The organism is Mesorhizobium sp. Cs1299R1N1 (assembly GCF_037179655.1).
GTDB classification, from domain to species: domain Bacteria; phylum Pseudomonadota; class Alphaproteobacteria; order Rhizobiales; family Rhizobiaceae; genus Mesorhizobium; species Mesorhizobium salmacidum.
Map to the genome: position 1 here is coordinate 1 of NZ_JAPYKR010000037.1, position 14,853 is coordinate 14,853.

Sequence of the window (14,853 nt, forward strand, 5' to 3'; positions counted from 1 at the left end):
TCGCCGCGTGGCTTGCCAAATGGTCGGGCCGCTACCCACGACTGACGACGTGGGCGGAGGAAACCATCGAGAGCACGATGACCTTCTTTCGCCTGCCGCGCCAGCATCACAAGCACCTGAAGTCCACCAACATGCTCGAACGGCTCAATGAGGAAATCCGCCGGCGCACCTATGTCGTGCGCATCTTCCCCAATGCCGAAAGCTGCCTGCGCCTGGTCAGGGCATTGGCCGTCGAGACCAACGAAAACTGGATGGAGGCCAACCGATACATCAATATGGACGATCTGCGCGAGCACAAAAAACTCGCTCTACGCCAAGCCGCATGACCAGCACCATGGCCGCCCAATTTTGCAGAACTTGACGCACACAACCCGCAATTGGCGAGTTTCAGCGAATAGACGGTCTCGGCCCGCCAAAGACTGCGTTGCGCAGGGGCGAGGCCCAGGGCGGCGAGCGCTCACTGGGAAACAGTCATGACACGAGGATCTCCGATCGGGGTTGGCGGTGACCGAAGATCGCGGGTCAGGACGGCAATGACGGGGGCCACGCCGGTCGCGGACAAAGCCATGATACCCTCTGAAGCAGGGCTGATGGGGTAGAACAGGAATTGTCCTCCCCGCCGCGTTCAGGCTGGAGCCGGTATGAAGATACTCATGATTACGATCAATGATACGGCACGTTCAGGATCGTTGGCGCCGAGAACACCCCGAGGCGCTGCCGTCCCGTCGCGACCCCGCAACCAACTCCATAACCAGCGTCCGCATTGACCAACGCCTAAGAAGGTCAAGCATTCAGCCAAATAGAATTTTCCCAGCCGACCGGAAATCAGACCACCCTACAGTGATCAGCCCATCCGCTCCGATGCGTAGGAGCCTGGGCTCGCCGGAAAGACGACCGTTCGGTTGCCGTTCAAGAAAACACGGTGATGGATATGGGCGTGGATAGCGCGTGCCAGAACCTGGCTTTCAACATCACGGCCGATCGAAACATAGTCGTCGCCGCTCTGCGCATGGGTGATGCGGACGGTATCCTGCTCGATGATCGGACCCTCGTCGAGATCGGCGGTGACATAATGCGCTGTGGCTCCGATCAGCTTCACCCCCCGCTCATAGGCCTGCTTGTAGGGGTTGGCACCCTTGAAGCTTGGCAGAAATGAGTGATGGATATTGATGATCCGGCCCGACATCTTTTTGCACATGGCGTCCGACAGCACCTGCATGTAACGGGCAAGCACGACAAGTTCGGTGCCAGTCTGCTCGATGATTTCGAGAATATGGGCTTCGGCCTGCGGTTTGTTTTCCTTCGTAACCTTGATGTGGTGGAAGGGGATGTCGTGGTTCACAACGATCTTCTGATATTCGAAATGGTTCGAGACCACGCCAACGATGTCGATAGGCAAAGCGCCGATCTTCCAGCGATAGAGCAGGTCGTTGAGACAGTGGCCGAACCGCGAGACCATCAAAACGACTTTCATGCGGCTCTCACCATCTCGGATACCGGCCTCCATGCCAAATTTCTCGGCAATTGGCTTGAACCCTTCGACCAAGTCGGGAAGCTCCGCGCCTTCTTCAGAAACGAACGAGACGCGGCTGAAGAACTTGCCGGTATCGAGGTCGTCAAACTGCGAACTGTCGGCGATGTTGCAGCCTCGATCAGCAAGGTAATTCGCTATGGCGGCGACGATCCCGCGCTTGGACTGGCACGTAACAGTCAGTATGCGTTTTTTCATATCCGACTTCCCTCCCGTGGACAAAACGACCTATTTTGCGTCGATGTTCTTCAAGAACTTGCTCAGTTCCTGCTCACCAATCGAAACCGCGTGACGGGCCTCGGGATATGCTCCGCTTCGAATGTCGTCAGCAAACTCAGAAAACGCGGCGATGCGCTCGAGCTGAATACGATCAAACTCGGCGGCCAGGTCTCGATAAACCTTCGCATGACGGGGATAGTGACCGCGGTTCAATCCAAGAACGTCGTTCGCGAAGAGGTACTGCCCATCGCAGCCGTTGCCAGCGCCCATCGACAGGAGAAGCATCGAGGTTCGCACCGAAATCGCAGCTGCTACTTCAGCAGGAACCACCTCGATTTCGGCACAGAACGCTCCGGCAGACTCCAGGTCTTTGACTTGCTTCAAAACGAACTCGGCCGTCTCGGTGGTCTTGCCTACCGCCTTGAATCCGCCCGTCCACGTCGAGTGAGATGGTATCAGCCCAGTATGCCCGCATACCGGAATATGCTCGTCTCGCAACCGCCGTATAGTCTGAAGGCCCGCTGCGCAATAGACGGCGTCGGCTGAAGCCGCCCGCATCTTAACTGCTGTACGCAGTATCTCATCAGTCGTCGCCCCAATCTGCCCGTAATCGCCGCCAGGTATGACGAAGCGACCGGGTGCGGCGTCACGAAACTGCGGATCGTAGAGAAGTTCGAAGGGAACCGAGATCAGGTCGATCCTAGCCGCCTCTGATGCCTCAGCTTCTTCGAGCGTGACAACGCGGAGCATGCTTAGCTGGCGCTTACCCTTCATGGCAAGGAGGTCGGCCACGGTGGGTCGGTTCGATTTTTTCACAGCTTTTCCTTCGAATGGACGATCAGGTGGCTGGCAAAGATTTCAGCTTTCACTAGCGCAGCGCGGTCGGGATGAGCGCAAGACGTTGTCCGACACGCCTTCAAAGCCGTGCGATGGCCACACCCTTGCCGTGGTTTTCCGACGCTGTGCCGCAAAAGAACACCGAAGCGATGAAGAACGAGACGCAACGTGCTCGAAAATACGTGCCTAGTCGGCCGACAAACCATGCAGCCGGTCCAGCTAATGGTTTCATAGATCGCTAGTTGGTCGGACCTTAGCATCAGCGCCTTCATCTCATGCGCAAGACATCAGAGTGATACCGGCCGCAGCCAGCCAGTTCCACTGCGTGACGACCATTTTCGCCAAGCACACCATCATCTTGCCAATCGAGCTAGCACCGAGCAACATATCTCCCTCGCAACATTGCATTGATTCTGTGATTCTGTGCGAGTGAATATGTTCGCGTCACCGAGACCACAACGCATCGTTGATACAATCTATCAGAACGCATCATCGTTGACATTGGCAAATGATGTTTTTACATCAAGGAACCAAGTGGCCCCAATCGGCCGGCATACGCCTGGAGCTTCGCGTTTCGGAGATCGAAGGCGGGCAATCCTTGGCTGCGCACCACAATCGATCCAGCTCGCATGGCTGTGGCGGCGCAACCAGCCGCATAGCATATGGAACTTCCCGGTCATTTCGCGACTGTTGCTTTTTTTGGTTCAAACCCCTCATATCTGCGTGGCCTGACTCGACATTGAGCGGTTTCGACTGGTGCTTTTCCCGTAGAATGTGATGGGCGCTTTCGCCATTGAGAGCATGCGCCAATGCCAGTCAATCTTGTGTCTTCTTCGCTGCAAGTTACTGCTGTGGTCACCGGCTGTCCTCTGTGCCTCATCAGGTGCTCGCGTCCTCCTGATGAGCAGCACCCCCGTCGCGGGGCAGCCTTGCGAGACGGGCAGGTCACGGCGGCCGATTTCCGGAATGGTCAGCGTCGTCGGTTTTTGACATCGGCTAACAGTTTCGATAGCTGGTGCGCAGCAGATGGGCGATCCCCAATGGATCGGCCTTGCCGGTCTTGTTGGACTGCGCCGACATCGCGGCGCGTCCGTAGCGCGTCTCCAGGCAGATCGCCGGCAGCGCCATCGCATCAGTGCGGGATGCAGCGAAGTGACGATGAATCTGCTTCGTTACCCACCCGCCAAGCAGGACTCTTATGTCAGATGATAACCACTAGTTGTCGGCCACAGATCGAGCTGGCCGTGATCGACGGCGGTCGACAGATCGGCTGGTCGAGCGGGGCACAGCGGTGCAGGAAGACCTCGCCATGCATTCGGGCAGGCCGGTGCGAAGAGACAGGTCGACCACGACAGCATCGGCCCAGGCTTCCAGTCCTGGTCGCGCATATGGCGATATTCGGGTCTCGGTTCGATCCCGCCGCGGCGGATTCCATGGGCTCAGGCGGCTGTCCCGGCGCGTGCGAAGATTTCGGCGAAGCGCTTCTTCGCTCGCGGCGGCGCATCGACGTTGCGGAGGGCGTCACTGGTCGCGGCTTCGCCCACCTTGACGACCATCACCATGCCCATACCGTAATGCGCGGAGCACTTGATGCCGTAGTAGCCAGGCTGGCCGAAGCGTACCGTGATCTCCTCGTTGATCTTGCCGTCGAACCCGGCATAGCCCTCCGGAACCATGCCTTTGATCGAGGCGGCGTTATGGCTCTTATTGGCGGCTACGAAGTGGAGTTCGTCCCCGGGCTTGAGCTGGACATAGTCGGGTTCGAAGACCATCGAGCCGTGCTCGCCACGATTGAGCATCTTGATCTCGATCGTTTCCGCACAGGCGGCCGAGGACAACAATAGCGAGAATGCGAGTATGGCGTTTCGAATCATGGATTGGGCTCCGTGTTGGGTGGAAGGGAATGGTAGCGCGGCCGGGCGAACCGGACGGTGCAGATGCCGCCAGACGACGCTTGATGGCGACCGGCCCCCCGCCGGATACTCACGGCCGACCTGCTGAGGGACCGTGATGCTGCCGCCCGTCCGACGGGCTTGTAGCGCTCGACCCGCGCCACGAGCTTCGCTGACACTATATTTCCGCGCTTTATGGGCTTTGGAAAGACGGCCTATAATGATCGACAGCGCCTCTCCTCTCGCCGCAGCGGCGTCTGACGGGCATTCTTATGGATGTCTATTAGGACCCTCTGTGAGTGCGGAAGCCTATAGTAACTTCACTCTCCTCGGTCCGATCCAAATGGACAACCCCCATAAATCTTGCAGCGAGGACTTGCAGCCTTCGACCCTACCTCAGAAAGGCGGCCGTCACCGTGGGCATACGATCGCTTGGAGCATTTAGAGACCAGGCCTGCCGCCACGACCGCAGAGTGTCGGCGAGAAGCCGGTCTTAATAAGCTCGCATGTTTCCGGTGGGCGGCTCCGAGTTCGCGAGCTGTCGCGCAGCAGCGCCAGACCCCGGCAACGTGTAAACGATGAGCCGCTCGCCTCGTTCATCAGCGCCGTCCAGCCCGTCCAGCGTACGATGCCTTTATAGATGACGACGTAGTCACCTCGGTTACCGAAAGGTTTCAAATGTAGCGCTATATTATCAATGCCTAGACGATGAATGTTGACACCAGCCTCGATGAATCCTAGGCCGAATACGCAGTGAAACTCTGATTAGGATGATGCTATGAGGACACCGCACTCAGTCGCCCTCGTTAGACCTCACCTCCCCCTCGTCGGGTGAGACCGAGTTAGACTTTAATCCAACACGTTTGGCCCCGATCTCACCAACAGCGCGGCTCTGCCTATCGGGCTTTAACGAATGGCGAATTTTTTTGAAATTACCGATGAAGCTCGCCGGCTTCTAAAGAATTTGTCAAATCATCGAGGTGAATTCTGGCGAGCCAGCCACATCAGGGCGAATGCGGAAGCAATACCCAGATCTATATCGCATGGCTCCAACAGTATAGGTCACCTTATATCTTGTGTGGTCAAAGCTCGGGTCTTTCGCAAGCTCAGCTCAATGTTGTGATTCTCAACTGGATGAGAGGCTATCTACCCGTGTCCGATAAACTCCCAGAAGTATTAGATAGATTAGAAAGGAATCCGAAATGACAGGACGGAAAATTCGAAAGATCATGCCCCGAAACCATACGTCGACAGAGCTGCAAATAGAGGCGAAAGTAGGCTCCGAAGTCGAGGAGTTCCCGCCGATGGACGCCCCGGAGCTATTCATGGAAGCATCCGAGCGCCGGGCACTAGCCTTGGACAGAGCAATTAAGGCTCGTGACGCAAAGGCGGAAAGCGGGAAATATCCCAACTAATCCTGGTCCATAGGCAAAGTTTCGGAGATCGTCATGAGTGGTAATTATAAAGATGAAGACATGGAAGTCCTCACGGAAGAGGACGGCAGGGGGGCGACCAACAGGGGCCGCAGCAGGTCTCCCGGTCGGATGTATGACGAAGCTACGGCGAGCGACGGAGAAGATAAGAGTCCCGGTTCAGAAGTAAACAAAATTACCGAGTTAGCAGGGAACATGCGGCTAGCCGAAAGGATGAAGCGGCATCAAAATAAGCCGGCTGCTAAGCTACCTTCCGACGATCGCTTGTTAGTAGCCTCCGCCGATCCAATTGATTCTGTGAAAAATCCGAAGGGTACCAGATGGACCTTTCTTAACGGTTCGGAATTTCAGAAAGAGTACGGCCCCAAAACCCCGGAAGAGATGGACAGAGAGCTTGTTTATATCAAGTATAACGACAGCTACCACACAAAAAGTGGCTTGTGGAACGCTATCAAGGACCCAAACAGTGTTCAAACAACGCTCACATATAAGGATAGAGAGTTCAGGCGAATTGCGGTAAGTTGCGGTCTGACCGCTGAAAGGTCGAGAGACTTATATCAGAGCGGTACGAAAAGTGTAACTGACGAAAAAGGGAAGAAAAGCCAGAAGCCGAACTACGCGCTGAAGGGTCAAAACCAATTGTACGATACGAACGCCGGGCCGAGAAAGCGTGCTGTAGCTTACAAAGACGCGTACGTGAACGGTGAATCAGCACCGGACTGTATGCTGCGTTTGCCTAACGGGCTAATCACGGGCTTCTCCCGTCTCCCCGGCGACGGATTGACAGGATTTTCGCCAGAGCAGGTGGAGGGAAAGCTCGGCGGCAAGTTGCTGTTAAAGTCACTCAACCACGGCTATCAAACGCTTGATTATATCAATCGAACGCAAGGCAGAGATGCCGCCTTACACCGCTTCGCCGATTATCTCGAAGAGAATCGCGCCCACAACAAGAATACCGATACCGCATATGTTAAGATAGACGACACCTACTTTCCGGTCAAACAGGTTCTTTCTTCATATCCAGACGACCGCGTGTCGAAGACAATCGGGGGAAGCCGCCCAACGCTGGATGAGAGAATCCTCATACGAATGCCGACCGGCAACACGTTCGCGACCCCCGATTGGGTCGCCGAGTCACATCCCGACTATTTCAAGGGCGTGTGCAAGGCACATGGCATCAATGAGGAATGGGGCAGGTTCAAACCCAAGTGGAACGAGCGGCTGGATAAGCACGCGTCACATTCGCGAGTTCTAATTGAAGAAGACGGCAATCTAGTGGAAGACGCCTCGCTGGTGCCGAAGGAAAAATCCGTGTTAGACGTGTATCCTCCTAACAGAATATTCTACGAAGGGGATTCGAAATATGGCGATAGAACTGGGAACTTCACCTCCCTTGCTGAATCATATCGGCGGGCCACGAGCGAGCGTAATGACCGTAGCGAGCTAAACATACCGAAAGACGTCACTGACATACTCTTACACGCTCGCGAGAGGTTCGAGAGGTTCGAGAGGGGTGGGAGTTCTCAACCTCCTCCTGGTTACGATGCGAGAACGATGGGGAGGGAGCGAGGGGATCCGCTTGGCCGCTGAGATCGGCCTCCTATGGCCCACATTAGGATCAAGCAACCTGGCGTGGCGCGGTGCGCGCTTGTCCCGTCTTAATGTGTGCTGCCCCTCTCACGATAACTCCTCATGGAAGGAATGACGACGTGGCAAAGCTCGAAAAAAGACCCGTTAAGATGAGCGACCCTTCGTATCGGGGACGAGTGGCCGAGAAGCGCAAGGCAAACCTTGATCGGAGCGCGCAGCTCACGGAGAGAAGAGCTAGCGAAAGGATCAAAGAGTACAGCCGACCCAATAAACAGCAAAAGTATGCGAGGGATCTGGACATCCTTGACAAGGTCAATGAAAACACGCGAGGCGAGGTCGGTTACAAGCTCCTTGGACATAGGAAGCTACGCATTGAGAGCAAAGGCCAGCTTACGCGTGAGAGAGGAATAATTCTAAAAACCCGGAAGGTTATAGAACGCAGCGCGGACGCCGAGGCTGCGGTGCTTCGCCGATACGAGAAGGACAGCTGGCGGCAGAAGAAAACTGAAGAGTACGACAAGGATAACCAACTCCGCACGAAGAGTGTCGTGCGCAAGGACGGAAGATACAAGGAAGATTGGGTACGAGATGACAAGGGAATTCTGATCCGGACAAGGTATTTTAACAATCGGTGGCAAGACGGCAGGCTTTTCCGCCCGGTTTCCGAGGTGCTAAGCAGGGCTGACCAAAGCGGGTACCGCATGCTGATCCGGAGGAAGGGCTTCGGTGAAAAGGTATTCGAACGCGATCCGAATGGCAATTTGGAGCTAATGAGCCGCAAAGGTCCGCTGTGGTCCAAGTATGCAAGAAAGTCGGCCGATAGGAAAACATCCACGACTGACGTCAGTCACCTTGGCGGCTTGTTCAGAAAGTCGTATCAATCTCGCCTGGACCAAAATGGTAATGTCCTTAGCAAGGACATGCGCTATCGCCGGGTATTGTGGAACAAAGAATCAGCGGAGTATGACGATCGAGGCCAAATGAGGAAGGCAACCCATACTCTCGGGAAATTGTATAAGAAAGAAACGGAATATCTTGACGGCGCGGTCAAGAAGATGACCAGAAGCATACTTGGTATAAAGTTCAGCGCTAAAATAAGAGACCTGAGCGACAGCGAGTTAGAGGCCCGGAAGCTGCGAACCGAAGAGGCGACACTTCACGCGGCAGCATGGGAACCCGAGCCTGTAGTGGATCGCTCGCGTGAAGAAGTCGCCACACGGCCAGGAGCGCTTGAGACCAGTCTGGGGGAAACCCAGTCCGCTAGCCGAAGTGAAAGGCGGGAGACGGATTCTGATGAAAAGCTAGACCCCTTGAATTCGACCAACATCCCCGCCACGAGTGATCGCGATGATCTTCTGGCGGCAATGGCGAATTGGGGAGAGGCTGAGCAGCCGGACAACGCGTCGCCTGGGCGCCAAAAAGAAGGCGACGCGTTGAGCGCGGCCATGCGGCGGCGCAACGAGCGAGTGCCTGTGCAGGTCAAGGGGGGACCCCGGTCCACTAGCCGAAGCGAACGGCGGGAGACGGATTGTGATGAAAAGTCAGACCGCTTGAATTCCAGCAACGTCCCCAAGGCCACGAGTGATCGCGATGAGCTTCTGGCGGCAATGGCAAAATGGGGCGAGGCTGAGCAGCCGGACAACGCGTCGCCTGGGCGCCAAAAAGAAGGCGACGCGTTGAGCGCGGCCATGCGGCGGCGCAACGAGCGAGTGCCTGTGCAGATCAAGGAAAAAGCCGACGTTATGGGCAGCATGCAGCCCGAGCGCTCTCGTTCTGACTTGCGGAGCGAGATTCTGCAAAGCCAGGCAAACGCCGCCTGGACAAGAGGGTTCGATTCTCGTTCGGTCACATATTCGCGCTGAAGAGCTGGACTGCCCAACACTACTCTGGCAGATTTTTCGGAACGGGCGAGTTTTGCGATTCCGAAGAGAGAGTTTGCGTGATGCGTGGGTGTGGACTGGAAGCCGAGCTCGAGCACTGGCTTAACCTTTTTGCAGGTCTTTCGCATCCAGCTCGGCGCCGGATGTGTCGGCCAGACATTGCTGGTCTGATGGGGCCGGGCGAACGTAAGACCGTGCAACCGATGGCCGCGGACGGGCGATCTGGGCTACGATCAGCTTCAACATTTTGTCGCGGCAGGGCTTGGGGACAGCGCTCCGCTTGAAACCGTTCTGCAGGGGAGGAAGATCGCCTGGTCGGCGATGGGGCAGGTTTTCTCGTCATCGAGCACACAGCCTTAGCGAAGAAGAGACACCATTCGGTTGGTGTGGCGCCTCAGTACGGTTCGTCGCTTGGTAAGAGTCCGATCGGCCAGTCCCTGGTCTCGGTGAGCCTGGCCTTCGGCTCTTCCTCCCCACACCGGGACGAATGATCCCGAGCGGATGAAGCGGGCGCGGCGCTAACGGGCAGCTGACATGCTTGCGGCTCGACATGTCCGCGAGCGGATGGTCATAAGCACCGGATGGCTCGTCGGCGAAAGCCGGTGACTGGCGAGCAAAAAATACTTTGTGTGGAACTTAACGGCCGATGCGAGCCAAAAGATGCTCGCCGCCGCGACTAAGGCGGGGTGGATCTGTGAGCAGGACATCAGCAATTGAAGGAGGAACTCGGCCTTGCCCACTTCGAAGGCAGATCCTGGACTGGATTCCATCGACACGCCTTGATGACCATGATCGCCGGCGCCTTTCTCCACGGCCGCCCCTCGGCGGGCACCCGCATGCGCGGGTCGCGGCTTTTTGGCCGGCTTCGAGAAGAATGCACGAGAGCGAGAGGGATGGCAACGGACTTCCCCGATCGCGCTGGAGGCGGTCAGGCGGATCGACGCGCCGTCGAGATCGGGAACGTCTCCAACGCCTGCACCGCTGACGAGCGGGTATGCGATGCGCTAGGAGAAGAACAGACCACTTCTCGACGACATGCACGCCTGGTTACTGTGCGAGCGCGAAACCCACTCGTGCTCTTCCGAGGTCCCTAAAGCCAAACGCTAAAGCGGCTGCACCGGGGCTGCAAGCGAATCTCGTGGTGCGCGCTCAACTACATGCTCAGCCGCTAGGCCAACTTTGCTTCGCTCCATCAACGACGGCCGGATCTGCCTCTGCAACAACGCAGCCGAAAGCGCGTTGCGCGGTATTGCTCTGGGAAGCGCAACTGAACCTTGGCCGGTTTCCAGCGCCGCGGGGGCGACCGTGCCGCTGTCGGGTCGAGTCGCCCGGGATCTGAATTCGTCTCTAATCAAAGAGATAGAGCATGATGTCGTCCGAAAACCGCTTCACACTTTTCGGCATCATGCTCCAGCACTCCTGATACTACGTCAACCCCGAAACACCCCTGCGCGAAGCCGCAGAATCCGCTAATCAGCAGGCCGCCTGACCCTCACATGCCATCGCCGTAGAGTCGTCAACGCTTGCGGGCGTGTGCCACTCTCGCCGCCTTCCCGATGTGCGCACGCTCCTCCAAACCCTGGTTAAGGCGCTGAAGAAATAACTCCGGAATGGAGAATATTGGTCGGATATTCTCTGCCGACCAGGCGTGCCTCAGGTTGGTGAATCCTATCAGTTGATCAGTACGGGAAGAGACGCCCCTCTCAGCGCCGTATCCGAGCGCGGCAATACTCAGTCATCCAGTCCGGCGCTTCGGGTTCGCTTACGCTCGCGGTAACTGGGCTGATTGCTCGACTCTCCGGGCGGATCATTCGCTATGCTAGACGCCGGAGCGTGGCGCGATTCTTGCGGAAACATGCCTTCTGACCCACGACAGCAAGGCGCACGACATGACCACCCGGTTGTGCGCGGAGTTTCGACGCTCCGCCTCTTCCTCCAATCTGTTGAGGCACTTGCTGCGCCAACTTATTGCTCCGTTTTTCGCGGGAACAGCGACTTCACCCCAGCCGGCCCAATCGGCGTTCTTCACCGACGCCGTTCTTCTCATTCTCGAAGAAAACGCCGAGCGCCGCGGTTGCAAGCATATGTCCGAATGCGCGCGCACTTTCGAGGCCGAAGGGATCAAAGTGCGCGAGGGCGATTTCGACGAGCCGTCGCGATATCATGCGGGACGTTGTGACTAGGACCGGCGGCTCCTCTACGCAATAGACCGGCGTGGTTGTCGTGAACGCGCCGTCGCGTAGTAGCAATTCGTAGTCATCCAACGCGCGCCGCAGAATCATCTGCAGCACCTTGGCTGGGCGATATCGCCCGATCAGCATGTCAAAACTGGTGGAGATGCCGCGGGCGGGAAGCGCTGCAGACAGAAAAACCTGTATCTTGGGATCCAGCTGATAGCTTTGATCCAAAAGGCTCACAGTCTTTTTAGCCGATAAAGGTGCGGCAGGTGCTATTCTGTTATGCGTAGAAACGCCGGCCTGCTCGACTTGTGCCAATGCTGCTGACGGATTTGACAGCCCTGGCATGCTCGCCACGGGCGAGCTCTCCAGCCGAATTGCAGCAAGTCGGCGAAGTTTCTCCACCGAGACAGTCGGCTTGGAGATACCCATCTAGCCCTCCAATGCCTTCTCGACGAAAGCACAAATCATAGCCAGCTCATCCACGGCGCGCTGGTTGGTATGCAACATCAGTCGGGCTGCCGGGTTCTGGGCCATATTGGCGACTGTCATATGCAACATGCCACGTTCCTTCATCGCCGCGAACGCGTCACGCCCATGCATGGACGTGTCGAACAGGGGCAGAACGTTCAGCATTTCATATGTTGTCTGTTGAGACGCCGTTAGTCTGCCTATGGGCACTCGCTGGCGAAGGATGGCGATATGGGCTTCCAGTCCTTCTGCAATTAAGAGCTCAAGGATATAGCGGCAAGTTGCGAGCGCTTCATCGACGTCAAGAGGGGTCAGCATGGTAGGCACCAGCAGAAAATCGGAATTGGCGATAATAGTGTTGTTCAGTTCGCTGGTGCCGCCTGGTGTGTCAGCCAGCGCATAGTCGAAGCCGCTAACTTCCGCCTGTTCATACCCATCTTCCAGTAGCGGCAACTCATCGGCCACGAATATCTCACATCGCGGGTCCCAAGCGTCGTTGCGAATGGCATTTGCTTTCCACTTCGTAAGCGGACGGTTTTCGTCCGCTTCGAACAAGGCAACCTTCTTCTGTTTGGAAGATAGGGATGAACATAGACCCATCAAGGCTGTTGTTTTACCTGCACCCCCTTTTAGTGAACAGCAAGCGATCAGTTTCACGACACTATTCTCTCCTGCGTAAACAATGAATTCACATCCACGTGGCGTGGTTAATATCGAAATGTCGTTACGTCAATACAGGGAATCGATCAATATATATCGGTGTTATGCTACATTTGTAACTGTAATCTGATGTCGACCGTTGGATAGTATGGATAAGGTGCTGCCGCAGGCCTTTATTACCTTTGCAATATTCGTAACATTCGGCATACAGAGGGATTGAGACGTGGCAGCGCAGAACGTTTCCGGTTTGTTCGACGTCGCTCCCATGGGCGGAAGGAACCATGCCGCCTTTGCCAACGCCAGCGAGTACAAGATAGTCAGCGTGCGCTTACGTTCGGCCGAATTTGAATCTTTTTGCGAGCAGTCACGTGCCTTGGGGCTAACGAAAAATTTGGCACTGCGCGTTGCGATACGTCGCATCGCGGGCTTTCTCGAAATTGACGCCGAGACTCGCTCCAAGCTTCAGGAAATCACGAACAGCATTGGTGAGATTTCGGAGGCACTCCGAGTCCTGAACCGAAACGCGAGCCATGACGGCACCGTAGACATCAAGCGTTTCGAGAAGCACAGGCAGGAATTTGGTCAGGAATTCGCCGCCCTTGATGCGCTGCTTCGCGAAATATTGAATGTATCACGGCGTCGGCAGGACGGTCGAAGGCTTTTAGAGGAAGCCGGGCGATGACAGCATCGTCCGGAAATAATGCCGGTGGGTGACCGGGATGCCCCGCCCGCAAGCAGTCATAAGAATAGTACCTCGAGGCGGCGCTCGTACCGCACGACAAATCCGCGATCAACTGGACTACCTGTCTCGCAAGGGCGCAATTGACCTCCAGCGTTCTGAGCGTCACCAAGGAGTCATGCTCCCATATCACCAGCTTGATGAGATGGCACGCAGTTGGGCCGAGCAGACAGGTAACTATCAGCTCGGCCAACCAGACGCAGAAAGCAATCAGGACCTGACGACGCATATCGTCGTGAGCTTCCCACGCGCCACTGATCGCAATAGCGCACGCACGGCCGCTCGAGCATGGGTGGAAGACATGTTCGGTTCGGGCCGTAACGGCGGCGGCAGGTTCGACTATATCACGGCTTTTCACGTAGACCAGGAGCACCCACATCTGCATGTGGTGGTGAATCGTCGGGCTCTTGAAGGCCATTGGCTAAAAATCTCGCGTCGTCACCCACATTTTAACTACAACAATATGCGCGCTGCGCTTGTCGATGCCGCCTACGACAACGGTATCGAATTGGAAGCAACCTCGCGTGCCGAGCGAGGCATCATGGAGCGACCGATCACCTATGCCGAATTCCGGCGCCGACAGAGAGCTGGAGAAACCGTTTCTATTCGCCCGCAACCAGAACCCGACATTCCCGTCACTCCCAGAGGAACACCCGATCCGACAAATCTTGTCGATAGCGGCACGTTACCAGGACCAGCAGCCGATGCAGGAGGATCCGGGCTCAGAGATGGCGCAGGTCAAGCATCCAGCAGCAACCCCGGACCGGCACCTCGCCACGATCATGAAAGCGGCTTTCGTATATCCGGTGATCTTGGCCCTGGAGGCAGTCCAGCAGGTGAGCCGGGGCCCGATGCGGAGCAAGGCGAACAGGGTGAGCGCGGTGGTGGGCAGCAACGCCGACTACGGCAGCCCCGCCATTACGCCCCAGGAATCATCGAAACCCGCGCGCAGCGGGCTGCACGTGAAAGGCGCGAGCGCGAAGAGCCCGCAGTGGGTCACCCCCAGCCCGACCCTGAAGCCTCCCATGCCAATCAACCGCCGCACGCCCATCCCGAAGGCCGAGGCAGTCCAGCAGGTGAGCCGGGGCCCGATGCGGAGCAAGGCGAACAGGGTGAGCGCGGTGGTGGGCAGCAACGCCGACCACGGCAGCCCCGCCATTACGCCCCAGGAATCATCGAAACCCGCGCGCAGCGGGCTGCCCGTGAAAAGCGCGAACGCGACCAACCAGCAGAGGGTCACCCGGAGGCAGAAGACTCCGATCCCAATGAACCACGGCAGCGCCGCCGCCTCGCGCCGGGAATCATCGAAACCCGCGCGCAGCGGGCTGCACGTGAAAGGCGCGAGCGCGAAGAGCCCGCAGTGGGTCACCCCCAGCCCGACCCTGAAGCCTCCCATGCCAATCAACCGCCGCACGCCCATCCCG

12 protein-coding genes and 3 pseudogenes are annotated in these 14,853 nt (G+C 57.0%); 8 read left to right on the forward strand and 7 right to left on the reverse strand.

All coding sequences use genetic code 11. The features are described from left to right. Nucleotides 1-326: transposase (locus O7A70_RS32505; RefSeq protein WP_337143994.1), on the forward strand; the 326-nt coding region annotated here is incomplete at its 5' end. Nucleotides 327-844: 518 nt separating this feature from the next. Here O7A70_RS32505 and purU read toward each other — a convergent pair. The 4 genes from purU to O7A70_RS32525 form a co-directional block, all read right to left on the reverse strand. Continuing rightward, entirely contained in the window at nt 845-1,729 is an 885-nt protein-coding gene (gene purU / locus O7A70_RS32510) for a formyltetrahydrofolate deformylase (protein WP_337143995.1), read from the reverse strand. A 30-nt stretch (nt 1,730-1,759) separates the two neighbouring features. After that, complete coding sequence (locus O7A70_RS32515; RefSeq protein ID WP_337143996.1) at nt 1,760-2,566, reverse strand: 3-methyl-2-oxobutanoate hydroxymethyltransferase; 807 nt, start codon at nt 2,564-2,566, stop codon at nt 1,760-1,762. 1,017 nt (nt 2,567-3,583) lie between these two features. After that, a complete protein-coding gene (locus O7A70_RS32520) occupies nt 3,584-3,715 on the reverse strand; it encodes a hypothetical protein (protein WP_442921247.1) in 132 nt (43 codons plus the stop codon). A gap of 311 nt (nt 3,716-4,026) precedes the next feature. After that, nucleotides 4,027-4,461, reverse strand: coding sequence for a pseudoazurin (locus O7A70_RS32525; RefSeq protein WP_337143997.1), 435 nt, complete (start codon nt 4,459-4,461; stop codon nt 4,027-4,029). Between the two features lie 1,466 nt (nt 4,462-5,927). On the opposite strand from O7A70_RS32525, the gene O7A70_RS32530 reads away from it, so the two are divergent. From O7A70_RS32530 to O7A70_RS32550, 5 genes and pseudogenes are all read left to right on the forward strand, one after another. Then, nucleotides 5,928-7,502, forward strand: a complete 1,575-nt coding sequence (locus O7A70_RS32530; RefSeq protein ID WP_337143998.1) for a VirE2 family protein — start codon at nt 5,928-5,930, stop codon at nt 7,500-7,502. Nucleotides 7,503-7,621: 119 nt separating this feature from the next. Next, nucleotides 7,622-9,364, forward strand: a complete 1,743-nt coding sequence (locus tag O7A70_RS32535) for a hypothetical protein (protein WP_337143999.1) — start codon at nt 7,622-7,624, stop codon at nt 9,362-9,364. A 359-nt stretch (nt 9,365-9,723) separates the two neighbouring features. After that, nucleotides 9,724-9,873, forward strand: coding sequence for a hypothetical protein (locus O7A70_RS32540; protein ID WP_442921248.1), 150 nt, complete (start codon nt 9,724-9,726; stop codon nt 9,871-9,873). 187 nt (nt 9,874-10,060) lie between these two features. Then, nucleotides 10,061-10,191 (forward strand): annotated as a pseudogene (locus O7A70_RS34395) (IS701 family transposase); the annotation flags it as partial. 25 nt (nt 10,192-10,216) lie between these two features. Further along, nucleotides 10,217-10,698, forward strand: a pseudogene (locus tag O7A70_RS32550) (IS66 family transposase); the annotation flags it as partial. 681 nt (nt 10,699-11,379) lie between these two features. On the opposite strand, the gene O7A70_RS32555 reads toward O7A70_RS32550, so the two are convergent. Next, nucleotides 11,380-11,991 (reverse strand): VirC2 family conjugal transfer protein, encoded by a 612-nt coding sequence (locus O7A70_RS32555; RefSeq protein WP_337144000.1) that lies wholly within the window; start codon nt 11,989-11,991, stop codon nt 11,380-11,382. Beyond that, a complete protein-coding gene (locus O7A70_RS32560) occupies nt 11,992-12,687 on the reverse strand; it encodes a conjugal transfer ATPase VirC1 (RefSeq protein WP_337144001.1) in 696 nt (231 codons plus the stop codon). A gap of 226 nt (nt 12,688-12,913) precedes the next feature. Between O7A70_RS32560 and virD1 the strand changes: the two genes are divergently transcribed. Together virD1 and O7A70_RS34400 are read left to right on the forward strand one after the other, a co-directional pair. Then, nucleotides 12,914-13,372: a T-DNA border endonuclease subunit VirD1 gene (gene virD1 / locus O7A70_RS32565; RefSeq protein ID WP_337144002.1), complete on the forward strand. Its 459-nt coding sequence runs from the start codon at nt 12,914-12,916 to the stop codon at nt 13,370-13,372. Nucleotides 13,373-13,547: 175 nt separating this feature from the next. Then, nucleotides 13,548-13,892 (forward strand): annotated as a pseudogene (locus O7A70_RS34400) (relaxase/mobilization nuclease domain-containing protein); the annotation flags it as partial. Nucleotides 13,893-14,330: 438 nt separating this feature from the next. Here the strand turns inward: O7A70_RS34400 and O7A70_RS32575 are convergent. Next, a partial coding sequence (locus O7A70_RS32575; RefSeq protein WP_337144004.1) for a hypothetical protein occupies nt 14,331-14,853 on the reverse strand: 523 nt, incomplete at its 5' end.